The 21980-nt window shown below is 56.6% G+C and carries 23 protein-coding genes; 12 read left to right on the plus strand and 11 right to left on the minus strand.

Translation table 11 applies throughout. The features are described 5' to 3' along the window. Positions 1–3 precede the first annotated feature (3 nt). Entirely contained in the window at positions 4–1020 is a 1017-nt protein-coding gene (gene bmt, locus GOW16_RS08080) for a betaine--homocysteine S-methyltransferase (RefSeq protein ID WP_170412950.1), read from the minus strand. A gap of 116 nt (positions 1021–1136) precedes the next feature. Further along, positions 1137–1454 carry a DUF1476 domain-containing protein gene (locus GOW16_RS08085; protein WP_170412953.1) on the minus strand — a complete coding sequence of 106 codons (318 nt, stop codon included), beginning with the start codon at positions 1452–1454 and terminating at the stop codon, positions 1137–1139. Positions 1455–1641: 187 nt separating this feature from the next. On the opposite strand from GOW16_RS08085, the gene purC reads away from it, so the two are divergent. The 7 genes from purC to GOW16_RS08120 all read left to right on the plus strand — a co-directional run bounded on the left by purC (position 1642) and on the right by GOW16_RS08120 (position 10808). Next, entirely contained in the window at positions 1642–2397 is a 756-nt protein-coding gene (gene purC / locus GOW16_RS08090) for a phosphoribosylaminoimidazolesuccinocarboxamide synthase (RefSeq protein ID WP_170412956.1), read from the plus strand. A 133-nt stretch (positions 2398–2530) separates the two neighbouring features. Beyond that, positions 2531–3193: a MarC family protein gene (locus tag GOW16_RS08095; protein ID WP_170412960.1), complete on the plus strand. Its 663-nt coding sequence runs from the start codon at positions 2531–2533 to the stop codon at positions 3191–3193. A gap of 117 nt (positions 3194–3310) precedes the next feature. Next, positions 3311–3541, plus strand: a complete 231-nt coding sequence (gene purS / locus GOW16_RS08100) for a phosphoribosylformylglycinamidine synthase subunit PurS (protein WP_109311572.1) — start codon at positions 3311–3313, stop codon at positions 3539–3541. 23 nt (positions 3542–3564) lie between these two features. Next, positions 3565–4233 carry a phosphoribosylformylglycinamidine synthase subunit PurQ gene (purQ, locus tag GOW16_RS08105; protein ID WP_170412964.1) on the plus strand — a complete coding sequence of 223 codons (669 nt, stop codon included), beginning with the start codon at positions 3565–3567 and terminating at the stop codon, positions 4231–4233. A 36-nt stretch (positions 4234–4269) separates the two neighbouring features. Next, entirely contained in the window at positions 4270–6048 is a 1779-nt protein-coding gene (locus tag GOW16_RS08110; RefSeq protein ID WP_170412968.1) for a sensor histidine kinase, read from the plus strand. Between the two features lie 12 nt (positions 6049–6060). Further along, positions 6061–7395, plus strand: a complete 1335-nt coding sequence (locus GOW16_RS08115; protein WP_108858689.1) for a sigma-54-dependent transcriptional regulator — start codon at positions 6061–6063, stop codon at positions 7393–7395. Between the two features lie 572 nt (positions 7396–7967). Then, complete coding sequence (locus GOW16_RS08120; RefSeq protein WP_170413382.1) at positions 7968–10808, plus strand: Rne/Rng family ribonuclease; 2841 nt, start codon at positions 7968–7970, stop codon at positions 10806–10808. A gap of 48 nt (positions 10809–10856) precedes the next feature. Here GOW16_RS08120 and GOW16_RS08125 read toward each other — a convergent pair whose 3' ends face one another. Further along, positions 10857–11090 carry a sulfurtransferase TusA family protein gene (locus GOW16_RS08125; RefSeq protein ID WP_170412971.1) on the minus strand — a complete coding sequence of 78 codons (234 nt, stop codon included), beginning with the start codon at positions 11088–11090 and terminating at the stop codon, positions 10857–10859. Between the two features lie 105 nt (positions 11091–11195). Between GOW16_RS08125 and GOW16_RS08130 the strand changes: the two genes are divergently transcribed. The 4 genes from GOW16_RS08130 (at position 11196) to GOW16_RS08145 (ending at position 15526) form a co-directional block, all read left to right on the plus strand. Then, positions 11196–11948, plus strand: a complete 753-nt coding sequence (locus GOW16_RS08130; protein WP_170412974.1) for a cytochrome c biogenesis CcdA family protein — start codon at positions 11196–11198, stop codon at positions 11946–11948. 63 nt (positions 11949–12011) lie between these two features. Beyond that, positions 12012–13226 (plus strand): hypothetical protein, encoded by a 1215-nt coding sequence (locus tag GOW16_RS08135; RefSeq protein WP_170412977.1) that lies wholly within the window; start codon positions 12012–12014, stop codon positions 13224–13226. Next, on the plus strand, positions 13223–14572 hold the full coding sequence (locus GOW16_RS08140; RefSeq protein ID WP_170412980.1) for a cytochrome P450: 1350 nt from the start codon (positions 13223–13225) through the stop codon (positions 14570–14572). Before GOW16_RS08135 ends, GOW16_RS08140 begins: the two co-directional genes overlap by 4 nt. Positions 14573–14644: 72 nt before the next feature. Beyond that, positions 14645–15526, plus strand: a complete 882-nt coding sequence (locus GOW16_RS08145) for a fructose bisphosphate aldolase (protein ID WP_170412983.1) — start codon at positions 14645–14647, stop codon at positions 15524–15526. A 5-nt stretch (positions 15527–15531) separates the two neighbouring features. Here the strand turns inward: GOW16_RS08145 and GOW16_RS08150 are convergent, their stop codons facing one another. The 5 genes from GOW16_RS08150 to fumC form a co-directional block, all read right to left on the minus strand. After that, positions 15532–16134 carry a DNA-3-methyladenine glycosylase I gene (locus GOW16_RS08150; protein WP_170412988.1) on the minus strand — a complete coding sequence of 201 codons (603 nt, stop codon included), beginning with the start codon at positions 16132–16134 and terminating at the stop codon, positions 15532–15534. Between the two features lie 64 nt (positions 16135–16198). After that, positions 16199–16417 carry a ribbon-helix-helix domain-containing protein gene (locus GOW16_RS08155; RefSeq protein WP_170412991.1) on the minus strand — a complete coding sequence of 73 codons (219 nt, stop codon included), beginning with the start codon at positions 16415–16417 and terminating at the stop codon, positions 16199–16201. Beyond that, on the minus strand, positions 16414–16590 hold the full coding sequence (locus tag GOW16_RS08160; protein WP_170412994.1) for a DUF4169 family protein: 177 nt from the start codon (positions 16588–16590) through the stop codon (positions 16414–16416). Before GOW16_RS08160 ends, GOW16_RS08155 begins: the two co-directional genes overlap by 4 nt. Beyond that, positions 16587–17111 (minus strand): gamma subclass chorismate mutase AroQ, encoded by a 525-nt coding sequence (gene aroQ / locus GOW16_RS08165; RefSeq protein ID WP_170412997.1) that lies wholly within the window; start codon positions 17109–17111, stop codon positions 16587–16589. The genes GOW16_RS08160 and aroQ overlap by 4 nt, the downstream gene beginning before the upstream one ends. Then, on the minus strand, positions 17108–18499 hold the full coding sequence (gene fumC, locus GOW16_RS08170) for a class II fumarate hydratase (RefSeq protein WP_170413000.1): 1392 nt from the start codon (positions 18497–18499) through the stop codon (positions 17108–17110). The genes aroQ and fumC overlap by 4 nt, the downstream gene beginning before the upstream one ends. A 243-nt stretch (positions 18500–18742) precedes the next feature. Here fumC and GOW16_RS08175 point away from each other — a divergent pair, with 243 nt between their 5' ends. Then, positions 18743–19270: a hypothetical protein gene (locus GOW16_RS08175; RefSeq protein WP_438826268.1), complete on the plus strand. Its 528-nt coding sequence runs from the start codon at positions 18743–18745 to the stop codon at positions 19268–19270. A 33-nt stretch (positions 19271–19303) separates the two neighbouring features. Here the strand turns inward: GOW16_RS08175 and GOW16_RS08180 are convergent, their stop codons facing one another. The 3 genes from GOW16_RS08180 to GOW16_RS08190 form a co-directional block, all read right to left on the minus strand. Beyond that, positions 19304–19765 carry an SspB family protein gene (locus GOW16_RS08180; protein ID WP_170413003.1) on the minus strand — a complete coding sequence of 154 codons (462 nt, stop codon included), beginning with the start codon at positions 19763–19765 and terminating at the stop codon, positions 19304–19306. Positions 19766–19841: 76 nt separating this feature from the next. Next, positions 19842–21095, minus strand: coding sequence for a chromate efflux transporter (chrA, locus tag GOW16_RS08185; RefSeq protein ID WP_170413006.1), 1254 nt, complete (start codon positions 21093–21095; stop codon positions 19842–19844). After that, positions 21092–21907, minus strand: coding sequence for a chromate resistance protein ChrB domain-containing protein (locus GOW16_RS08190; RefSeq protein ID WP_170413009.1), 816 nt, complete (start codon positions 21905–21907; stop codon positions 21092–21094). Before GOW16_RS08190 ends, chrA begins: the two co-directional genes overlap by 4 nt. Positions 21908–21980 lie beyond the last annotated feature (73 nt).

Here is a 21980-nt window from a genome sequence, read left to right on the forward strand (position 1 = left end):
GATTTAAGCGCGACGACGGCGACGACTGCGCCGCTCGGGCGCGGCCGCATCGGCTTCGGTGCCGTCCGAGGCCGATGAGAACGGCCCCAAGGCGTCCGTGATCTGTTCGAGCGTCGGGCGCGTACCACGGCTGGTAGAGTCCAACGCTTCGCGCATTTTGCGCAGGTGATCCGGCATGGTGCCGCAGCAACCGCCGATGATCGTGGCACCTGCATCCCGTGCCATTTGTGCGTACTGGCCCATCAATTCGGGTGTGCCGTCATAGTGAATGTGGCCATCGACATATTTCGGGATACCCGCGTTGCCTTTGGAGATCACCGGGCGTTCCGTGCCCTGCGCCGCAAATCCAAGCACGGTGCGCAGGATGTCTGACGCGCCTGTGCCGCAGTTGGCCCCAAAGGCAATCGGCGGATTGGGTAGTGTTTCGACCAGTTGGGCCAGATCAGCGGATGTCACGCCCATCATGGTGCGCCCGGCGGTATCAAAGCTCATGGTGCCGCACCAGGGCATGTCGGCCAGCGCAAAGGCCTCGGCCGCCGCTCTGAATTCCTCGGGCGCGCTGATTGTTTCGACCCATAGAACGTCAGCGCCGCCTTCTTTCAGTGCTTCAGCCTGCTCATGAAACATCTCGACAGCGCCAGCGTGGGACAGGCTACCGACCGGCTCCATGATCTCACCGGTCGGACCGACCGAGCCGGCGACAACAATTGTGCGTCCGGCCTTGTCCGCCACTTCACGGCCCAGTTCAGCGCCGATCCGGTTTAGCTCGCCAACCCGATTGTGCGCATCGTGCAGTTTCAGGCGGGCAGATGTGCCGCCAAAGGTGTTGGTCAGAAACAGGTCGCTGCCTGCGTCCACCGAGCCCTGATACAATGCCCGAATTTTGTCCGGTGCGTCGACATTCCACAGCTCAGGCGCGTCACCTGATTGCAGACCCATATTGAACAAGTTCGTGCCCGTGGCACCGTCAGCCAGCAAAGCATCTTTTGTTTCCAGAAGTTTATTGAGCGCATTTGTCATGGGGGTATTCCCAAAAGGCCATTAGGGGCCGTTAAAAATAGAGACGCCCCGTGTCTCATGACCGGGGCATCAAATCAAATTCATAAAACTCATGAAGATCATGAGCCGAGCAATGCTCACTCGGTTTCGCTCAGGACCTGTGCTTTGGCCTCGGGCAGAAGCTCGGCCATTTTTGCGCGGATTTCGTCATCGGACGAAAGCGCGCCCAGATCGGCGGAAACCTTGCGGACGACGTCTTCGTGACCAGCCTCTTCGAAATCGGCGATTACCACGGTTTTGGCATACGCTTCGGCGTCATCGCCGGATTTGCCCATCTTTTCTGCGGCCCAGAGGCCCAGCAATCTGTTGCAGCGCGCCTGTGCTTTGAACTGCATTTCCTCGTCATGGGCGAATTTCGCTTCAAAAGCATTTTCGCGTTCGTCAAAAGTGGTCATTGGTTGCGGACCTCATGGATTACATCTTCTTTCCTGATGATATGACTATAGCTTGCCCCGGGTGCAAGAGATTTGCGCTGCGTCAAAGCCTCTCGGTCCGCCGAACTTGCGGGAAAGAGGGGCTTGGACTATGAGGGCGCCAACGCGAAGGGACTCATTCCCTCGCCCCGGACTGGAAAGGTCGCTCATGGCGCGTCGCAAGAAGATCTACGAAGGTAAGGCAAAAATTCTGTATGAAGGCCCGGAACCAGGGACCATTGTGCAGTATTTCAAGGATGATGCCACCGCGTTCAATGCGGAAAAGAAGGACGTCATCGACGGCAAAGGCGTGCTGAACAACCGCCTGAGCGAGTTCTTCATGACCGGCCTCAACCAGATCGGCGTTCCGACCCACTTCATTCGTCGCCTGAACATGCGCGAGCAATTGGTGCGCAATTGCGAGATTGTTCCGCTGGAAGTGATCGTTCGCAACTATGCCGCAGGAACAATGTCGAAACGTCTTGGCATCGCCGAAGGTACACAGCTGCCGCGCCCGATTGTCGAGTATTGCTATAAAGACGATGCGTTGGGTGATCCGCTGGTCACCGAGGAACATATTGCCGCCTTTGGCTGGGCCAGCCAACAGGACATGGACGATATTCTAAGCCTCGCGCTGCGCGTCAATGATTTCATGAGCGGTATGATGTTGGCTGTCGGTATCCGACTGGTCGATTTCAAAATCGAGATCGGTCGCGTGTTCGATGGGGATTTCCAGCGTCTGATCGTAGCCGATGAAATCAGCCCTGACAGCTGCCGTCTGTGGGATATCGAAACCGGTCAAAAGCTGGACAAAGACGTATTTCGCCGCGATCTGGGCAGTCTTACGGATGCTTATTCCGAAGTCGCGCGTCGTTTGGGTGTCCTGCCCAAAAGCAACGTCGCCAAGCCGACGCTGATCAACTGATCGTCTTTAGGGTCACTTAAATTGGAAAAGCGCTGCCCAAACATCGGCAGCGCTTTTTCTTTTCCCGGTGAAATTGACAGACAGATAAAATGTCTTTCATTGTCGGCCAGAGCATTGGACGGTGACCAAAGTAATGGCTGAACTATTCGATCAGGCAGTTTTTCTTAAGTTTCTTGCGGCCCTGCTGGCGATTTTTAATCCCCTATATGGCATCCCAATCTTTCTGAGCATGACCGAAGGGTATTCCCCGGCTGAGCGAAAACGCGTGGCGCTGGTCGTGACGGGCACGGTCGTAACGGTTGCCTTGATTTCCGTTGCAATCGGCGAAGAAATCCTGGCCGTTTTCGGCATTGATATTCCCTCTTTCCGGATCGCCGGTGGCCTGATCATTCTGGGCGTCGGCATGTCGATGCTGAATGCCTCTGACCGACCTCAGGGCGACCAGCAGGCTGTGCAAGAAGGAGCGCGCAAGAAAAGCAATATTGCCGTTGTGCCGCTGGCCATTCCGCTGACGATCGGTCCGGGTACGATTGCAACGACGATTGTCTTTGCCCATACATTGTCCGACGGGGCCGAGATTGTGACGCTGGGATCAGCGGTGTTGATCGCCTGCGCCATCGTTGGGCTGGGGCTTTTGTTTGCTGACCCGATCTCGCGTTTCTTTGGACCCACGATGATCAACGTTATCACGCGGGTCATGGCGATCATTCTGGTGGCCGTTGCCGTGGAAATGGTCCTGACCGGTACGTTCGATGCAATAGACAAACATTATCCGGGGCTGTTGGGCGGCAGTTGATCAAGTCAACCTGCGGCAAACTGCGTCCTGACAAGGGTTGTCGAACGCCCTTTGGCACGTTATCCCCCGCGCAACGGAACGGGCAGAAAACATCGGCCCTCAGTTGGAGTTGCGAGAATGAAAGCACGTGTGCATGTGATGCTCAAGAACGGGGTCCTGGACCCGCAGGGTGAGGCGGTGCGTCACGCATTGGGTGCCATGGGCTTTGATCAGGTCGAAGGTGTGCGTCAGGGCAAAGTGATTGACCTTGAGCTGGCCGAAGGCGCGACCGAGGCGGACATCACCGAGATGTGCGAGAAGCTGTTGGCCAACACGGTCATCGAACGCTACGAAATCGAACTGGTCTGACCCTTATTCCCGGAGGCCTCGCCATGCGCGCAGCTGTTATCGTATTCCCAGGCTCAAACTGTGACCGGGATCTTGCCGTCGCTTTTGAACAGGCGGGCTTTCAGGTCGATATGGTCTGGCATAAAGACGCCGCGCTGCCCGAGGGCGTGGATATCGTGGGCGTACCGGGGGGCTTTTCCTACGGGGATTACCTGCGGTGCGGTGCCATCGCTGCTCAGTCACCGATCTGCAAGGCCGTGGTTAACCACACCGAACGAGGCGGCTATGCCGTTGGTATCTGCAACGGCTTTCAGATCCTGACCGAAACAGGCATCCTGCCGGGCGCTTTGCTGCGTAACGCCGGTTTGAAATACATCTGCCGCACCGTCGGATTGAAGGTGGAAACCAGCGACAGCGCATTCACCGAAGGGTACAACGCGGGTGATGTGATCAGCATTCCAATCGCGCACCACGACGGCAACTATTTTGCCGACGACGCCACGTTGGCCAAACTGCAGGATCAGGACCGGATCGCGTTCACCTATACCGAGAATCCCAACGGCTCGGTTGGGGATATCGCCGGTATCCTGTCTGAAAACCGTCGGGTGTTGGGAATGATGCCGCACCCTGAACGTGCAGCGGATGAGGGCCACGGCGGAACAGACGGAACGGCATTGTTCCGCGCATTGTCCGGCGTTCTCGCTCCGGCGTGACTTGAGCTTATGATCCAGCCCGCGTAACTTTCCGGGATGAGTTCCGAAGTTCGCTCAGGCTGGTCCTTTCTGACAAAACCTTTTCGTGGCGCGCCATTGGGTTGGCGGTTGCGGCTGGCGGTTATTTTTCTTTTGATTGCCACTGTTACCACGGTTTATGTGACGAACCGGCTGCTGACGGACCGCTTTACCGAATCCACGCGAAACCGGGCCGAAGTGCGGCTGGCCCTGTATTCCGGCAATTTGCTGAGCGAACTGCGCCGAAATGCGATTGTTCCGCAACTATTGGCACGCGATCCCACGTTGATATCCGCGCTGCAGTCCAGCGACTATTCCTTGTCTACCCAGCGCCTGATCTCGTTTGTCGAAGAGATTGGCGCAGCGTCATTGATGCTGCTGGACGGCGATGGGCGCACTGTTGCGGCCACTGATCGCGCGCGCTTGGGAGAGCCGCACCGAAGCTCGCCGTATTTCATTGATGCGATACGGGCGAATTCGACGATCTTTACCGTGATTGCAAGAGAATCGGGCGGCTACAGCTTTGTTTATTCGCGAAGAATGGAGGCCAATGCCGAGGTTCTGGGCGTCATCGTCGTCGAGGTTGACCTGCAGAAGTTCGAGCGCGCCTGGGCGGGTATTTCCGACGCTGTGATGGTGACAGACAGTACCGGCACAATAATTCTGTCGACCGAACCGCAATGGCGGGGGCTTGAAGAAAACGCCGCGCTGCTTCGCCAACCTGCACAGGGCGCAATTCAGCGGGCAATTCGCGCCACAACCGACTGGACCGCGTTGCCGCCGGACGCCTATCTGCAGGGCGAGGCAGTGATGCGGATGGAAACACGCATCCCGTTCCGAGGTTGGAAAATGACCTCGTTCACCTCCTATGAGTCGATTCGGGAAAAGGTGAACAGTGTTATCGCGCTCGAAATCATGGGATTTGCGATTCTTCTGGCGCTGGCATTCTACGCACTTAGCCGCCGGGCCACGTTCCGCATGGCGTTGTTCCAGCGCGAGTCGGCAGAGCTTCGCGCATTGAACTCACGCCTAAAGCGGGAAATTGCTGAGCGGGAACGGGTTGAAAAGACGCTGGAAGTTGCCGAGCAGACCCTCGCCCAAAGCTCGAAATTGGCCGCATTGGGCGAGATGTCAGCCGCGGTGAGTCACGAGCTAAATCAACCTCTGGCTGCAATGAAAACCTATCTCGCCGGCGCGCGTCTTTTGCTGCGTCGGAACCGACCCGAAGAGGCGCTGGCAAGCTTTGGTAGGATCGATGGTCTGATCGAGAGAATGGGGGCAATTACCCGTCAGCTAAAATCCTACGCTCGGAAAGGGGCGGATGCGTTTTCCCCAGTAAACCTTAGTGAAGCGCTGGCTGCATCCCTGTCCATGATGGAACCACAACTGCGGCAGCGTCACGTCAAGATCACTCAGATCCTGCCCGACGAACCGGTGACGGTCATGGGCGATCGTATGCGGATCGAGCAGGTGATGGTGAACCTCCTACGCAACGCGCTGGACGCCACCAAATCGGTGTCTGAGCCGGATGTTGAAATCATACTGGCGGCAGGCGATATGGCAGTGCTGACCGTGCGTGACAACGGCTATGGAATCGAGGACATCGAAAACCTGTTCGAACCGTTCTATACTACGAAACAACCCGGCGACGGGGTTGGTCTGGGGCTTGCCATCTCATCCGGGATCGTGAACGACCATGGCGGACGGCTGACAGCACGAAACAGCCCGCAAGGCGGGGCCGTGTTCGAGATGCAGTTGCCGATACTAGGAAGTGACGGCCTTGAGGCCGCGGAATAACGAGGAATGACTATGGCACAGGCCATGAAGATCGCCATTGTGGATGACGAACAGGACATGCGCCAGTCGATCAGCCAATGGCTGGCACTGTCGGGATATGACACGGAAACCTTCGCCAGCGCCGAGGACGCGCTGAAAGTGTTGGGGCCGGAATATCCGGGTATCGTGATCTCGGACATCAAAATGCCGGGCATGGACGGCATTCAACTGCTTAAAAAACTGATGGGGGCCGACAGCACCTTGCCCGTCATCATGATCACCGGCCACGGCGACGTGCCCATGGCGGTTGAAGCCATGCGTGTCGGGGCATTCGATTTCCTTGAAAAGCCCTTTAACCCTGATCGCATGTCGGAACTGGCTAAACGCGCCAGCAACGCACGCCGACTGACCCTGGACAACCGTGCCCTACGGCGCGAGCTGTCGGGTGGAACGCAGATCATGAACAAACTGATCGGGGCGAGCCCCGTTATGGAACGTCTGCGCGAAGATATCCTGGATCTGGGGCAGGCGGACGGGCACGTCCTGATCGACGGCGAAACCGGCACCGGCAAGACCCTAGTAGCACATGCGCTGCACGCCGTTGGCAGCCGTGCTGGCAAGAAGTTTGTTCTGGTGTCCTGTGCAGCGCTTGAGGAAGAGGCGCTGTCGAAACGTCTGTTCGGCCCGATGATGCCGGAAGACGCGCAATTGCCGGCAATCGAAGAAGCCCGGGGCGGAACGCTGGTGCTGGAGGATGTCGAGGCGCTGAGCGATACGCTGCAAGCCCGTCTGCTGAGCGTGATGAACGATCAGGGCACGCCGGCCGAAACCCGTATCATCGCGATTTCCAACCTGCAGGAAGCGGGAAAGACCAGCGAGGATGTTCTGCGCCCGGACCTGTTCTATCGTCTGGCTGCATTGCGGATAACCATGCCACCCCTGCGCCAGCGCGGTGAAGACATCCTGACGCTGTTTACCCGGCTCAGCGAACAGTTCTCTGAGGAGTATGGCTGCGAAGCGCCTCAGGTGAGCGCTCAAGAGGCGGCTCAGTTGTTGCAAGCACCATGGCCGGGCAATGTACGGCAGTTGATCAACATTGCAGAACGGGCCGTCCTACAGTCACGGCGCGGTTCCGGGACGATAGCATCGCTTTTGATGTCCGATCACGAGGAAATGCAGCCCGTGATGACGACCGAGGGCAAGCCGCTCAAGGAGTATGTCGAAGCGTTCGAGCGGATGCTGATCGATAATACCATGCGTCGGCACAAGGGATCGATTGCATCCGTGATGGACGAGCTTTGCCTGCCTCGCCGGACCTTGAACGAGAAAATGGCGAAATACGGACTGCAGCGTTCGGACTATTTGTAAGAAAAGGAGAGGGGGCCAGCCCCCCTCTTGAGCCTGTCGTTGAATTCCGGGGCTTCGCCAGTTCGCTGCGCAATTCGTCCACTGGACGATTTTTTCATCGCAGTTCACCCCCGGGGATATTTTGGGCCAGATGAAGCGATCCCGGGGCCTAGTATTGATCTTCTCGCAGTTTGCCCATTGTGTTTTCCACAGGACTGCTTTTATTGTGTCCGAACGGGCAGGGCTAATTTGCGCCCAAAAGTCCCGAATCTTTGAGTTTCGCTGCTCTGCCGATGATGGTGATCAATCCCGCATGGCATAGCAGGCCGATTGTGCCCCTAAGGGGGCAGCTGAACGCCTGAGCCCGCAACAGCGGGCGAAAGGAATAAATGGGCAGGCTGCGGCTGGATCTGCGCCTGTCGGAGAAGAACCGCGATGACGCGCGCGCAACGATTGAGTGTACGGGCAGGGGGCCACAGCGCCAGACCCTGCCGCGCGCCGTCCGATATCGCCCTGACAAGACACCACCCCAAAAGCGCCTGTCCCCCCGGACGGGTAAGGACAACGCGTTTGGCGCGGTGCACCAAGGACACATGGCTAAGAAAATGCTTATCGATGCCACCCACGCGGAGGAAACCCGCGTCGTGGTGGTTGACGGAAACAAGGTCGAGGAGTTCGATTTTGAATCCGAAAACAAACGCCAGCTTGCTGGCAACATCTATCTTGCAAAAGTAACCCGGGTTGAGCCGTCTCTGCAGGCGGCCTTTGTAGATTACGGCGGGAACCGGCATGGGTTCCTGGCGTTTTCGGAAATCCATCCGGATTACTATCAGATCCCGGTTGCTGACCGGGAAGCGCTGATGGAAGAAGAACGCGCCTATGCCGAGGCGATGAAAGCGCGCGACGAAGCCGAAGAGGCCAAGCCGAAAAAACGCCGTTCGCGTTCCCGGTCGAAAGCAGCGGATGTAAAATCTGACGATGCGGTTGAGTCGATCGAGGTTTCGAACGAACCCACCGGCATGGAAACAATCGATCTCGACGAGGGTGAAGAAGGGGCAGACGTCCCTGTCCTCGAGGGGACATCCCCCGCGGATCGGGTCGCGGAAACACCGGTGGAAGAGCCTGCTGATGAAGCGGACTCATCGGATCAGCCTGAAGCGTCTGAGGCAGATGCCGAGGGCAGCGCCGAAGGTGAATCGTCGGAGAACGATGGCGAGCCTGAGAAAGAGGTTGATATACCTGCAGAACCCGATAACGCGGAAGCTGCGGAAGAAACGGTGAACGAGCCGGAGGCAGAAGACGCAACCACTGTCTCGGCGGAAGCGACCGAAACTTCGGAAGACGCCACCGAAGAGGAAGCGGGCAAAGCTGAAGAAGAAGCCAGACCTGATGCGACCGCGAAGGACGACTCCATCGAATCTGTCGCCGACGAAGACGACAGCGAGGACATTCGTCCTGTTCGCAAGCCGCGCCCGCGCCGCTACAAGATTCAGGAAGTCATCAAGGTTCGTCAGGTTCTTCTGGTGCAGGTTGTCAAAGAAGAACGCGGAAACAAGGGTGCTGCCCTGACCACGTATCTGTCGTTGGCGGGTCGGTACTGCGTTTTGATGCCAAACACGGCGCGTGGCGGCGGGATCAGCCGCAAGATTACCAATGCTCCGGATCGTAAGAAGCTTAAAGAAATTGCCGCGGAAATCGATGTGCCCACTGGTGCGGGTTTAATTATTCGTACAGCCGGCGCCAAGCGTACCAAATCCGAGATCAAGCGAGACTATGAATACCTGCAACGCATGTGGGAACAGATTCGTGAGCTGACGCTGAAATCGATTGCGCCTGCGAAAATCTATGAAGAAGGCGATCTGATCAAACGGTCGATCCGCGATCTTTATAACCGCGAAATCGATGAAGTTCTGGTCGAAGGTGAAGGCGGGTATCGCATCGCCAAGGACTTCATGAAGATGATCATGCCGTCGCACGCGAAGAACGTGAAACGGTACGAGGATGCGCTGCCGCTGTTCGCGCGCTATCAGGTGGAAAGCTATCTGGCCGGGATGTTCAACCCGACCGTTCAGCTAAAATCGGGTGGTTATATCGTGATCGGCGTGACAGAGGCGCTGGTTGCGATTGACGTGAACTCGGGTCGGGCGACCAAAGAAGGCTCGATCGAGGAAACCGCGCTCAAGACCAACCTGGAAGCGGCGGAAGAGGTCGCGCGCCAACTACGTCTTCGCGACCTGGCCGGTCTGATCGTCATCGACTTCATCGATATGGACGAGAGGAAGAATAACTCGGCCGTCGAAAAGCGTCTGAAAGACAAGCTGAAAACCGATAGGGCCCGCATTCAGGTTGGCCGCATCTCGGGCTTTGGATTGCTGGAGATGAGCCGCCAGCGTTTGCGTCCCGGTATGTTGGAGGCCACGACACAGCCGTGCCCGGCGTGTCACGGAACTGGTCTGATCCGGTCCGACGACAATATGGCGCTGTCCATTCTGCGTCAGATCGAGGAAGAGGGCACACGCCGCCGTTCGCGCGAGGTGCTTGTCCGCTGTCCGGTCAGCATCGCCAACTTCCTTATGAACCAGAAGCGCGAGCATATCGCGCAGATCGAGGCGCGGTACGGCCTTTCGGTACGTGTCGAAGGTGACGTGCATCTGGTCAGCCCTGATTTCTCGATGGAGAAGTTTAAGACCGCCAGCCGGATCGTACCGGAAGCAACAGCTCCGGTTGTTTCGGTAGACGCGTCCCTGATGGATCTTGTTGACGCCAGCGAAGAAGAGCAGGTCGAAGAGGAAGCTGTTCAGGCTGAAGAGGACACCAAGCCTAAGCGTAAACGTCGTCGCCGTCGCCGGAAAAAGGGCAATGGTTCCGGCGAATCTTCCGAGGCGAACGCTGACGAAGGTGATGCGGCAACGTCCGAGGTATCGGATGAAGCTAAGACCGACGTGGCAGATGAAACAAAGCCTGAAGGTGAAGCCCCCGAGCCCGCTGAGGAGGAAAAAGCCGCCAAGCCCAAGCGCCGCCGTGCGCCGCGCCGCAAAAAGAAGGATGCGGAACCTGTTGAGGTAGCGGAAGAAACAGTCGCTGAGGCCACGTCGGAAGAGACGGTGAGCGAACATTCGGAAGCACCGGCTGAAGAAAATGGTGTGTCGGAATCGCCGGAAGAAGCGCCTGCAGAAACTGCCGAAGTTGCCGAACAGGTTGAAGCGGCGGTAGAGAAGTCTGAGCCTGAGACCGATATTGCCACCGAAGAACAGGCTGAACCTGCGGCGGTTGAACAACCAGAGCCTGTGGCTGAGGTGGTGACTGACGCCCCGCAGGAGCCGGCGGAAGTCGTGGTAGAAGAGACGCCCGAGCCGGTTCTGGAGGTTGTAGCCGAAGAGCCTGAGCAACCCGCCAAGCCCAAGCGGCGTGGCTGGTGGTCATTGGGCCAGTAACAAAAAATAAGGCGGGCCAAGTGCCCGCCTTTTTCATTTTAGCTGAACTCACGAAGACTTCTGGATCAAGTAGATCTGATGGCCGTCTGCCTCTTCCTGCGAGAGCAGTTGGTGCCCGCTTTCAACACAGAAATGTGGGACATCGATTATGGCGGCCGGATCGTCTGCCAGCACGCGCAGAACGGCCCCGGCCGGCATGGATTTCAGTCGCTTGCGCGCTTTGAGGACGGGCAGAGGGCACAACAGACCCAGCGCATCGAGTGTTTCGGATGGATTTGACATAAGGTTCAGATATTTCCACTTTGGCGGGGTGTCCAGCGTGCAACCACGAGGATGTGACCGAATGGCCCCGTGACGCGCGCCGCCTCATACCATATGTGCTGGAACATGTTCGGAATAGATATCATAGACGCGGGCCTGCTGCCTGCCATGTTCATCGCGATGCTGGGCGGGCTTATCAGCTTTCTGTCGCCCTGCGTTTTACCCATCGTTCCGCCGTATCTGGCCTACATGAGCGGCGTGACGATCAACGAAATGCAGGATGAGGCGCAAGCGCGGCGCAAGGCAACATTGGCGGCCCTGTTCTTTGTGCTGGGCCTGTCCACTGTGTTTTTGTTGTTGGGCTTCACAGCATCCGCGTTCGGGGCGTTTGTCCTGCAGAACCAGGTGTTGTTCGCGAAGGTGTCTGGCGCAGTGGTCATCGTCTTTGGCCTGCATTTCCTGAATGTCTTCCGTATCCCGTTTCTGGACCGCGAGGCCCGGATCGAGACCGGTGATTCCGGTGGATCTGTATTTGGCGCTTATATTCTTGGTCTGGCTTTTGCCTTTGGCTGGACGCCGTGTATTGGGCCGCAGTTGGGGGCGATCCTGTCACTTGCGGCGTCTGAGGCATCGGTCGCGCGTGGGACCCTGTTGCTGGGCGTTTATGCGGCTGGATTGGGCATTCCGTTCCTGCTGGCGGCGATGTTCCTGAACCGATCCATGACCGTGATGAACCGGATCAAGCCGTACATGGGCACAATTGAAAAGGTTATGGGAGGCTTGTTGCTCTTCGTGGGCATCATGCTGATCACCGGCCTGTTTACAGAGTTCAGTTGGTGGCTGCTGGAAACGTTCCCGGCGCTGGCGAATTTCGGATGATCTGCTGATCTGACTTACCTTGACGCTCAGGCTGCGTTAACCTGCGCAGCAGAAGGTAAGGCCATGAGCAGTCAGAATAATCATCCTCGGGTGCGTAAACGCCGGGTATTCTATATTCCCGGCTATGATCCGATACCACCGCGGCGGTATCGTGAGCTTTATCGTACCGAAGGCAAGCTGCAGACTGAGATATCCGGTTATGAGATTTCAGTGTCCGCCAAGTCGGGCGATGGTCCGTATGGGTGGCATGTCACTTCCCGGCAGGATGGCGATGAAGTTCAGGCCGATGTGGATGTTCTGGTCTGGTCGGATCTGGTGCGTGACAGCATGTCCAATTCGATCCCGGCGACCTATCTGCAACTGGTGCAGACCGCATGGATCTATATGTCCTCTGGAACTCTGTGGCGCCTGATGCAGCTGCGCAAAGGGCCTGTGATTGCCGCACTGTATCCGGTTGGAATGTTGGTGGCTCAACTGCTGCTGGCGATCTTGCTGGCCGGGGCCGTGACATGGGTTTTGATGCCGTTTATCGGCTGGCTGGGCGTAATCTTGGCGGTTGGGGCCGCGTACGGTCTGATGCGCTGGTTTCGCCAACAAGACGGCCAGCTTTTTGCCTACTACTTGATGCACGACTATGCCTATTCCGCAAAACTCAACGGGGCGACCCCAGTTGAATTGCGCCAACGCTTGCGCGAGTTCAGCGCGTTGATCCAAGAGGCGCTGAATTCAGACGCAGACGAGGTGTTGGTCGTCGGCCATAGTTCAGGGGCCCATCTGGGCGTCAGCGTTCTGGCCGATGTCATCCGCGAGTTTATACAACGCGACGACTGCCCTGAATTTTCGTTCCTGACATTGGGGCAGGTCATGCCGATGGTGTCCTTTTTGCCCCAAGCGCATGAATTGCGCACCGATTTGCAATTCCTGTCCACGCAAGAAAACCTGACATGGGTCGATGTCTCGGCCCCCGGCGATGGCTGTTCTTTTGCCCTTTGCGATCCAGTGTCAGTCAGCGGCGTGGCCACTGTTGAAAAGAAATGGCCGTTGGTTTTGTCTGCGGCCTTCACACAGACCCTGTCTCCAGAACGATGGAAATACTTGCGGTGGAAATTCTTCCGGCTGCATTTCCAGTATCTTTGTGCGTTTGATAAGCCTGATCGGTATGACTATTTTCGTATCACTGCGGGGCCACAAACCTTGGGGCAGAGGTTTGCTGGGCGGGCACCGTCGAAATCACGGGTCGATATGGCCGTCTCAAAATACACGTCGATAAAATCATGACACCGCCCAAGCCAACACCACGCCCGGATAAGGTTTCGCTTTGGCGGTACCTAAAGCTATTCCGAAAGGATATTTTGTCGGCCCAGCCTCAAAGGCTGTACCGAGCCTGGATGGCCGAATTTCGAACACCGTTCTTTCGGTCATACTTGATCAATCAGCCGGAACTTGTTGAAACAGTTTTGAAAAAACGCCCTACTGAATTCCCAAAGTCAAACCGCATAAGTGAAGGGTTGCGCCCGCTATTGGGAGAGTCCGTCTTCCTAACAAATGGCGATACATGGAAACGGCAGCGTAGGATCATTGATCCCGCGTTCGAGGGGGGGCGTTTGAAAGACACGTTTCCTGCGATGCGCGCGGCTGGCCAGGCGGCGGTGGAGCGGTTGCGTTCGCAAACAGGTGAAGTTCTCGAGTTCGAAGAGATCACCAGCCACATCGCTGCGGATGTTATTTTCCGAACCCTGTTTTCGGTGCCAATCGAAAACGAGACAGCTGCGCAGGTCTTTGACAAATTTCGCGGCTATCAGCGCGAACAACCCATTTTGAACATTGCGGCCTTTGTCCCATTGCCCAAGTGGTTGCCTCGGTTACACACGAGACGCACCAAGGTAAATGCAAACGATATCAGGGGTCTAATCAAGGAACTTACGGAAGAACGTGCCGGGCTGATCGAACGTGGTGAAGCACCGGACGATCTGGCCACCAAGATCATGACGACACGTGATCCCGAAACCGGGCGTGGTTTTGACACGCAGGAAATGGTCGATCAGGTCGCGATCTTCTTCCTTGCCGGCCACGAAACCAGCGCGTCCGCACTAGCCTGGACGCTGTACCTGTTGGCCATGTACCCCGAATGGCAGGACAAGTTGGCCGAAGAAGCAGGGGCGTTGGACACTTCCGATTTCGCCGCTATGTCGCGCCTGAAACTCAGTCGGGATGTGTTTCGCGAGGCTCTGCGGCTATACCCCCCGGTGCCGATGATGGTGCGTGAGGCAGCATGCCCCGAACGTTTTCGGGGCAGGGATATCCCCGAAGGCGCGCAAATCGTGATCAGCCCTTGGCATTTGCACCGGCAGGAGAGGCTTTGGGAACGCCCGGACGAATTCGATCCGACCCGATGGGGGACAGAGAACGGAAAGACGTGTCAGCGTAACGCGTTCATTCCATTTTCAACAGGTTCCCGGGTATGCCCGGGCGCAGGGTTCGCCATGATCGAAGGGCCGCTTTTGTTATCCATGCTGTTACGACACTTCCGGCTTGATCTGGTTGAGGGGCGCCACCCCGTACCAGTGGCGCATTTGACCGTCCGATCGAAGGATGGAATTTGGTTGCGCTTGGTTGAGCGCTAACAAACTACCATCCTATCACGCCTTGCTGTATGCGGTTTGAAAAAGCGGAATCACATTGAACGGGAAAGTCATATGTCATCAGCAGAACAGCGCGCGCAAATGTCTAACGGCGCAGGTTTCATCGCAGCATTGGATCAAAGCGGTGGCTCGACCCCCAAAGCGCTGGCGCTTTATGGCGTGGACGCATCGGACTACAGCTCGGAAGAAGAGATGTTCGGTGAAATCCAGAATATGCGTGCGCGGATCATTCTGGCAGATGATTTCACCAAGGATAAAGTGATCGGCGCAATCTTGTTCGAGCGCACTTTGGGCGAAGAAATCGATGGCCGGAAAGTTGCAGACTATCTGTGGTCGGTCAAAGGTATCGTGCCTTTCCTTAAGATTGACAAAGGCTTGGAAGACGAAGCGAATGGCGTTCAGATGATGAAACCCATTCCGGGTCTGGCCGAGACTCTGGCCAAAGCTGACGGTGTTTTCGGCACCAAGGAACGCTCGGTCATTCATGAGGCTAACGCCCAAGGCATCGCGGCAGTTGTTGCACAGCAGTTCGATGTTGCACGCGAAGTCGTGGCCGCAGGCATGGTTCCGATTGTCGAGCCTGAGGTGAACATCGACTCGGCGACCAAAGCCGAAGCCGAAGACATCCTGAAGGCTGAAATCCTGAAAAATCTGGATCAGTTGGATGAAGGGCAGGACGTCATGCTCAAGCTGACGATCCCCAGCCAGGCCAATCTGTATGACGAAGTGGCCGATCACTCACGTGTTCTGCGTGTGGTGGCCCTGTCGGGTGGCTATTCGACCGAGCAGGCATGTGATCTGCTGGGCCAGAACGGAAAGATGATCGCGTCGTTCTCGCGTGCGTTGACTGAAGGCCTGTCGAAACAGCAATCCGAAGCTGAGTTCAACGCGGCCCTGGGCGGCAATATCGACAAGATCTTCCGCGCGTCGGTCTGATCGCGCTACACAGGTTTGGTGAACTCGCGGCGCATTTGCGCCGCTTTTTCACGCATGACGCAATCTTTGGCGTGATCGTTAACCAGCCCCATTGCCTGCATAAAGGCAAATACGGTCGTTGGTCCGACAAACTTCCAGCCTCGTTTTTTTAGGTCCTTCGACATCGCCACGGATTCCGGCGATGTCGAAGCCGTTTGCGGGACAGGTGGCGTGTTCGCCTCATATCGCCATACATACGCGGCCAAGGACCCTTCAGCGGCGATCAACTCTTGCGCTCGACGGGCGTTGTTTATTACGGCCTCGATCTTACCACGATGTCGGACAATGCCCGCGTCCTGCAATAAACGTTCGGTGTCTGCATCGTCAAATGCGGCTATGGCGTTGATATTAAAGGCTTTGAATGCTTTGCGAAAATTCTCACGCTTTGACAGGATGGTGCGCCAACTCAGGCCGGACTGAAAGCTTTCCAGGCAGAGCTTTTCGAACAGGCGTTGATCGTCGCCAACCGGATATCCCCATTCCTGATCGTGATACGCAAAGAACTCGGGCGCAGCCTGACACCAAGCGCAGCGCGGTTTTCCGTCTGGTCCTTCAATTGTGTTCGCCATCGCGATGTACCCTTTTTGTTCTAAGGTACTGTAGGCCCTTTCGGAAGGTCAGAGCAAGGCAGATTTACTTGGATTGATACCAGTTCAGAATGAAAACCCGAATGGCAGATGCAAGTCCGACTTCCGGATCGCGTTCGACATCGATTTCCGCCGCCAAGGCATTGATTGGCAGGTTTTTTTCCTTCGCAATTGCGCGGAATGCCTGCCAGAATTCATCCTCCAGGGAAACAGATGTCCGGTGACCCTTGAGTGTCAGGGATCGCTTGACCGGGCGACCACTCATTTATCCAGCTTACGACCATCAAGGTCTTGGCTCAGCTTTTGCTGCTGTTTTTTGGCAAGATCCTTTTCGGCCTTGGTACGGCCAAACGCGATGGCGTTCTGATTAGCGCGGGCCTTGGATTCGGTCCGCTTCTTTTCTTTTCTATACTTATTCAGATTGACCGGGGTCGTCATTGCGCATGTCTCACCTTTGTCAGACTATCGAACAATTCGGCGCGGCTGTCATCTGACAGGCAGTCAACATTCACAGTGTCCAGAAAATCGGCCTGCGACGAAGATGATACGGGCGGTTGATCAGACAATGTCTCAAGGATTTGTCCGCCTAGTTCCAATAGCGCAGGGCGCACTTCGGTTGTCAGATCCGCATATCTCTCTGGAACAGAGGCTTTATCCTTCCTCCACCGTTCGATCCAGCAAGACTGAATTTCCTTGGCGGCTTGGATCTGCGCTTCGAAAAACAGCTGCGCGCTGTCGGGGTCAACGCCCGCAAGTGCTGCTTGTTCCAGCGTCTTGTCAATCACGACCTTCTCACGTGCAAGGTCTTCGACCGGACGATCGTTTGCGTGCTTGAACGCGGCGACGTCCTGCATCCACTCTAGTCTTGCGTCAATCAAGTCGAACAATTCCGCTTGCGCGGATGTCGCCGCGCCCGCCAGAAGCAGGCACAGAAACAATGGCTTGCGCCCAGTGATCATTTGGGGCCGATCATGTGTTCAGGCCGGACGACGGCATCGAACGTCTCTTCATCGACAAAGCCCAGGGCGATTGCCTCTTCCTTGAGGGTCGTGCCATTCTTATGGGCGGTCTTGGCGACGGTGGTGGCGTTGTCATAGCCGATGGTTGGGGCAAGCGCCGTCACCAGCATCAGAGATTCCTTCATCAGCTTGTCGATGCGCGGTTCATTGGCCTTGATGCCCAGCAGCATGCGTTCGGTAAAACTGTCGGTGGCATCGCCCAACAGCTGAATAGATTGCAGCAGGTTGTACGACATCATCGGATTGTAGACGTTCAGCTGGAAATGACCCTGCGAACCAGCGAACTTCATTGCCGCGTCGTTGCCGATCACATGCGCGGCCACCTGCGTCAGCGCTTCGGCCTGTGTTGGGTTCACCTTGCCCGGCATGATCGACGAGCCAGGCTCGTTTTCAGGCAGGATCAGTTCGCCCAAACCCGACCGCGGGCCGGAGCCCAGGAACCGGATGTCGTTTGCGATTTTGTAGCAAGAGCCCGCAATGGTCGCTAGCGCACCCGACAGGAAAACCATGGCGTCATGGGCGGCAAGGGCTTCGAATTTGTTCGGTGCTGTTACGAAGGGCAGGCCGGTGATGTCGGCCATGTTCTTGGCTACAGCCTCATCCCAGCCATCATGGGTATTCAGGCCGGTACCGACAGCAGTGCCACCTTGCGCCAGTTCATAGATGCCGGGCATTGCGGCCTCGACCCGGGCGATACCTTGGCGGATCTGGTGCGCATAGCCACCAAACTCCTGTTCTAGCGTCAGAGGGGTCGCATCCTGAGTGTGCGTCCGGCCGATCTTGATAATGCCTGCGAATTCTTTGGCCTTGGCTTCCAGTGCCGAAGCAAATTTCTCAAGCCCGGGCAGCAATACGTCCCGCACGCTCATCGCGGTAGCGATGTGCATTGCGGTCGGGAAGGTGTCGTTTGACGACTGCCCCATGTTGCAGTGATCGTTCGGGTGAACAGGGTCTTTGGAGCCGATCTCACCGCCCATGATCTCAATCGCGCGGTTGGCGATGACCTCGTTCGAGTTCATGTTCGACTGTGTGCCCGAGCCTGTCTGCCAAACCACCAGAGGGAAGTTGTCGTCGAACTTGCCTTCAATCACCTCGCCCGCAGCCTGAATGATTGCATCAGCGATATTGGCGTCCAGCTTGCCGATGGCCTTGTTTTCCATCGCACAGGCCTTTTTGATGACGCCCAGCGCACGCACGATGGCGACGGGTTGCTTTTCCCAACCAATCGGAAAGTTCATGATCGAACGTTGAGTTTGTGCACCCCAATACTTGTCGGCGGGAACTTCCAACGGGCCAAAGCTGTCGGATTCGGTGCGGGTCTGAGACATCGGTCACTCCGTCTAGTATGCAGTCGTATGCCGTTTACCCGTGACGGCGTCATCGCGCAATCGGCCAGTTGCGCGCACCATAAACTTAAGGTCAACAAAGGTATAGGCGCGGGGATGCGTCATTTTTCTTTTGCGCGCCGCCATTCGTACCATTGTGTGCGCCCACCGCTGGGTTAGTATACCCAGATCACAGCGCTGGAGGTTAAAGTGCTCCTACATTCCCGGATTCATCCGCTGAAACTAATCGCATTTTCACTGGGCGCGTTGTTTTGGATCGCTTTTGCAAGCCTTCAGGCCCATGCGGATAGTATCGAACCGTTTGTCGGAGATTATGTCGGCTCGGCAAATGTCGTTGACGATGACGGCAGCGAAACCCCGCGTGACATGAGCGTGTCGATTCATGAGACCAAAGACGGATTCAACGTCAGTTGGAAAACCACAACCTACAAGCCGGATGGCCGCGTCAAAGCGCAGTCCTTCTCGATCGATTTCAAGCAATCTGACAGGTCTGACGTCTATTCGGCGGCGATGAAGCGCAATGTGTTCGGGCACGAGGTGCCTTTGGACCCCATGCAGGGTGAACCGTTCGTCTGGGGCCGGATTGATGGTGAGACGCTGACCGTGTTCTCGTTGTTTATTGATGAAAACGGCGGGTACGAGTTGCAGCAGTTCGATCGCACATTGGCCGACGGTGGGCTGAACCTCTCTTTCTCACGCTTCCGCAACGGGGTGAAATCCCGCTCTGTCGATACGTTTCTCAAGAAAGAATAAACCCCGAGATAATCGGGGTTTCTAAGCCGAAGTTTATTTTCTGAAACTGTCCAGCGAAACGACATCTGCGTCTTGCTGGACCTGAGGCTCTTCAACTTCGATCGTGTCTTCAACGATATGGGTCGCAACCTCTTCTTCGTCTTCCGGGCTTTCAAAACGCAGTCCGAATTCAACTGAAGGATCCACGAAGGTTTTGATCGCATCGTACGGAATATAAAGCGGCTCGGGCGCGTCCCCAAAGTTCAACGTGATCGCAAAACCGTCGTCGCCGACTTCAAGATTTTCGAACCAGTGCTGCATGACAACCGTCATCTCTTCGGGATAGCGTTCGCGCAGCCAGTCAGCCAGTTCGACACCATCCTGCCGTGTGTCGAATGTAATAAAGAAGTGATGCGCCCCAGGCAGACCGTTTTCTGAAACGTTGGTCAGAACCTTCTTGATGAGCCCGCGCATCGCGGTGTGCATCAGGGTTCCATAGTCGATGTCCTGCGACATGTTTCATCCTCAAAAGTGGTTATCCCAAGCATAGGGGATTCGTTCGGAAACGAAAGACCGAGTGTGAGCGGATTGTTCAAAGGTAGTGAAATCCAACTCCGGCTGCGGCCATCAGGGCTAGTGTCGCTCCCATGCCGAATTTTAGCTTGAATATCAACACCCCAGCTATGGCCGTTAATACAAGTGCCGGCATATTAAGAGTAGCCAACTCGGGCCAAGGGATGGTTAGGACGCCCCATGTCAAATCGGGGACAGTTCCGAAAAGAACGTTAAGGGCGAACCACACGGAAAGGTTGAGAATCACGCCAACAACCGCAGCTGTTATCCCGTGCAGCGCCGCGGACAACCGCGGACGCCTGGCCAATTGGTCCAAATAAGGCGCGGTAAGGAAGATCCACAGAAAACACGGCACAAACGTCGCCCAGAGAGCGACCGCACCGGCGGTAAGCGCCAATGAGAAGCCGCCCGAGATCTGACCCGTCAGCATAGCCACGAATTGTGTGACCAGGATCAAAGGACCCGGCGTTGTTTCCGCCAGCCCTAATGCGTCAATCATTTGATCAGTGCTGATCCATTGATATTTGTCCACGACGGTCTGGGTCATATAGGCCAGGACCGCATAGGCACCGCCAAATGTAACAACGGCCAGGCGGGCGAAGAACCAGCCGAGGTCGCTCAGCAACTTCTGACCGGTCACGCTCAGCAAAACCAACGGACCAAGCCACAGCGTCAGCCAAATGGCGCAGGTGCGCAACGGGCGCGTGGCGCTGGGGGCAGGGGGTGTAACGGTAGGGTGCGCTTTACCTTTGAAACTCAGGTATCCCCAAAGTGCGGCAGCCAGAATGATCAGAGGGAAAGGCAGGTTGAACACAAAGATTGCAACAAAGCCCAATCCGGCGATTGCCCGGTGTTCCACATCTGTCAGGGCTTTGCGTGAAAGGTTCCTAAGAGCCTGCAGGACAATGATGATAACCGTGGCTTTGACCCCAAGGAATCCGGCCTGAACCAAGGGCAGGTCGCCAAAAGAAGCGTAGAGACCGACCAATATGGCTATGATCAGCGCACCGGGTATCACAAACAGGCCGCCCGCTATCAATCCTCCGGTCACGCCGCGCAGACGCCAACCTGCGTAGGTGGCAAGCTGCATGGCCTCAGGCCCGGGCAAAAGCATGCAAAGGGAGAGGGCCCTCAGATACGTTTGCTCGTCCAGCCAGGGGCGTTTTTCCACCAGTTCCTGGTGCATAAGCGAAATTTGCGCGGCGGGGCCCCCAAAGGATAACACTCCGATGCGTCCGAAGATCCTGACCAGATCGGATAATGTGGGGGTCATGATTTGCGATCCGTCGGCCAGTCGTGTCGTTCTTCGAACCCATCGCGTGCCCAGCGATACAGCGCATCATACAGGTGCATTCCCGCAGCGAGGTTTTCGTGATCGTCGCGATATTGCCGGGACAACCCGACAGAGACCGCAAGTAGTCCGGCTGCTTCTGGCGCAAGGTCATGACGGTCGGTATCCGCGGCACGAATAACGGTCGCAAGTCGATCCAACGCGGGCGTGCGTAGCGCAAATTCGTCCAGCATGGTGTCAAAGGTGCACCGGTCCTGCCGGTGGCTCCAATAGGTGTTTTCGATGTCAAACGGGGTCGCGCCGAACATCTCGGCTGCTGCTTCAACTTCACCCGGTGCAACAAACAGGAACCGGGCATTGGGGTCCACAAACCTGCGGATCAGCCAAGGGCAGGCGATGCGATCGATCTTTGGACGGTGCCGCGTTATCCAAAGGGACCCTTCGGGCCGTAGCATCGACAAAGCTGCGGCAGGCACGCGTGGTGCCTCGGGCATGTCACGCCAGGCAAACATACCGCCTTCCAGATACTCGGCCTGCACACCTTCGCTCCGCAGCCCCGACACGACGGCCTGGCTAAGCTTCTTGCCTTTTTGGCAAATCACGACGGTCGGGCCGTCGCCAATCAAGCTGGCCAGCCCTTTGAAATCCGTCGCGGAATGGCGCGTAGAACCAGGGATCAAGTAAGGATCAGCCTCAAAATCTGCATCCATACAGATGTCGATCAATCTGGGGGCCTGAGGTGTACCTATCAGCCTGAGCAACTGCTTTGGGGTGATCGAGTTTGGCGCGGGCACAGCATGTCTCCTGGTTTTGTCGGATACATGCGAAACTTGGGCTGACGCCTCACGGGGTGTTCGCAATCTTACC

It is taken from the genome of Ruegeria atlantica, assembly GCF_013033965.1.
Taxonomy (GTDB): domain Bacteria; phylum Pseudomonadota; class Alphaproteobacteria; order Rhodobacterales; family Rhodobacteraceae; genus Ruegeria; species Ruegeria atlantica_D.

Excerpts from the sequence above, each read along its gene's own strand:
- GOW16_RS08130 (WP_170412974.1), top strand. The coding sequence starts at position 11,196 with ATGTTCGGAATAGATATCATAGACGCGGGCCTGCTGCCTGCCATGTTC.
- GOW16_RS08095 (WP_170412960.1), top strand. The coding sequence starts at position 2,531 with ATGGCTGAACTATTCGATCAGGCAGTTTTTCTTAAGTTTCTTGCGGCC.
- purS (WP_109311572.1), top strand. The coding sequence starts at position 3,311 with ATGAAAGCACGTGTGCATGTGATGCTCAAGAACGGGGTCCTGGACCCG.
- GOW16_RS08115 (WP_108858689.1), top strand. The coding sequence starts at position 6,061 with ATGGCACAGGCCATGAAGATCGCCATTGTGGATGACGAACAGGACATG.
- GOW16_RS08125 (WP_170412971.1), bottom strand. The coding sequence starts at position 11,090 with ATGTCAAATCCATCCGAAACACTCGATGCGCTGGGTCTGTTGTGCCCT.
- GOW16_RS08160 (WP_170412994.1), bottom strand. The coding sequence starts at position 16,590 with ATGACGACCCCGGTCAATCTGAATAAGTATAGAAAAGAAAAGAAGCGG.
- GOW16_RS08140 (WP_170412980.1), top strand. The coding sequence starts at position 13,223 with ATGACACCGCCCAAGCCAACACCACGCCCGGATAAGGTTTCGCTTTGG.
- fumC (WP_170413000.1), bottom strand. The coding sequence starts at position 18,499 with ATGTCTCAGACCCGCACCGAATCCGACAGCTTTGGCCCGTTGGAAGTT.
- aroQ (WP_170412997.1), bottom strand. The coding sequence starts at position 17,111 with ATGATCACTGGGCGCAAGCCATTGTTTCTGTGCCTGCTTCTGGCGGGC.
- GOW16_RS08085 (WP_170412953.1), bottom strand. The coding sequence starts at position 1,454 with ATGACCACTTTTGACGAACGCGAAAATGCTTTTGAAGCGAAATTCGCC.
- GOW16_RS08120 (WP_170413382.1), top strand. The coding sequence starts at position 7,968 with ATGGCTAAGAAAATGCTTATCGATGCCACCCACGCGGAGGAAACCCGC.
- GOW16_RS08145 (WP_170412983.1), top strand. The coding sequence starts at position 14,645 with ATGTCATCAGCAGAACAGCGCGCGCAAATGTCTAACGGCGCAGGTTTC.
- bmt (WP_170412950.1), bottom strand. The coding sequence starts at position 1,020 with ATGACAAATGCGCTCAATAAACTTCTGGAAACAAAAGATGCTTTGCTG.
- chrA (WP_170413006.1), bottom strand. The coding sequence starts at position 21,095 with ATGACCCCCACATTATCCGATCTGGTCAGGATCTTCGGACGCATCGGA.
- purQ (WP_170412964.1), top strand. The coding sequence starts at position 3,565 with ATGCGCGCAGCTGTTATCGTATTCCCAGGCTCAAACTGTGACCGGGAT.
- GOW16_RS08155 (WP_170412991.1), bottom strand. The coding sequence starts at position 16,417 with ATGAGTGGTCGCCCGGTCAAGCGATCCCTGACACTCAAGGGTCACCGG.
- GOW16_RS08150 (WP_170412988.1), bottom strand. The coding sequence starts at position 16,134 with ATGGCGAACACAATTGAAGGACCAGACGGAAAACCGCGCTGCGCTTGG.
- GOW16_RS08110 (WP_170412968.1), top strand. The coding sequence starts at position 4,270 with ATGAGTTCCGAAGTTCGCTCAGGCTGGTCCTTTCTGACAAAACCTTTT.
- GOW16_RS08180 (WP_170413003.1), bottom strand. The coding sequence starts at position 19,765 with ATGTCGCAGGACATCGACTATGGAACCCTGATGCACACCGCGATGCGC.
- GOW16_RS08135 (WP_170412977.1), top strand. The coding sequence starts at position 12,012 with ATGAGCAGTCAGAATAATCATCCTCGGGTGCGTAAACGCCGGGTATTC.
- purC (WP_170412956.1), top strand. The coding sequence starts at position 1,642 with ATGGCGCGTCGCAAGAAGATCTACGAAGGTAAGGCAAAAATTCTGTAT.